Origin of the sequence: Candidatus Aquicultor secundus (assembly GCF_002791875.1) — a bacterium.
Classification (GTDB): Bacteria; Actinomycetota; Aquicultoria; order Aquicultorales; family Aquicultoraceae; genus Aquicultor_A; species Aquicultor_A secundus.
In genome coordinates, this window is record NZ_PFNG01000241.1 from 7248 (window position 1) to 8095 (window position 848).

An 848-nucleotide genomic window follows, 5' to 3' on the forward strand; every position below is an offset into this window, starting at 1 on the left:
CAATGGCGCCAACTGACCGAAAGGTTGTTGGTGTTTTTTTGTGATAGCGTGCAACGGGAGGTGCTGGTTTTGGAAGGTAGGAAGTACCGCGGAAATTACCGCAGGAACATATCTGGATGCGGTCTGGCCGGTATGATGAGCGAAGACGGCAGGTTGATGAGCGGGGAGCCGATTATCCGCGCAATGGAAGTTCTGCATGATCGCGCAAACGGTCTCGGTGGCGGATTTGCCGCGTATGGTATCTATCCGCATAAAAAAGAGTTTTATGCGCTGCACATCATGTACGACGACATAAGGGCCAAAGAGGCCACGGATGTGTTGCTTGATGAGCGCTTTGAAATCGACAGCGAAGAAACTATCCCAACGAGAAAGACCCCCGGGATTGGAAAAAGCCCGCTGCTCTGGCGCTATTTTGTGACCCCGAAAGCGGATAGGTGCACTACCGATACGTGTGAAGAGGATTTTGTAATCGACGCGGTTATGCACATCAACGAGAAAGTCGAGGGTGCGTTTATCTTCTCGTCGGGCAAGAACATGGGAGCTTTTAAAGCGGTGGGCTTTCCGGAAGACGTGGGCAGGTTCTATCGTCTCGACGAGTATGAAGCCTATACCTGGATCGGTCACGGCAGGTTCCCGACCAACACTCCCGGTTGGTGGGGAGGCGCACATCCGTTTACGATCCTTGACTGGGCGCTGGTGCACAACGGCGAGATCTCCTCATACGGTATCAATAAGCGCTACCTTGAGATGTTCGGCTACAAATGCACGATGCTTACCGACACAGAGGTGGGTGCGTATGCGTTCGACCTCCTGTTAAGAAAACATAAACTGCCGGTCGAGATCGCATG

At 52.7% G+C, this 848-nt stretch carries 1 protein-coding gene; it reads left to right on the forward strand.

The window, feature by feature from the left end; all coding sequences use genetic code 11:
* Positions 1-132: 132 nt before the first annotated feature.
* The coding region (locus COY37_RS10275) for a class II glutamine amidotransferase domain-containing protein (protein WP_353683023.1) at positions 133-848 on the forward strand (716 nt) is incomplete at its 3' end.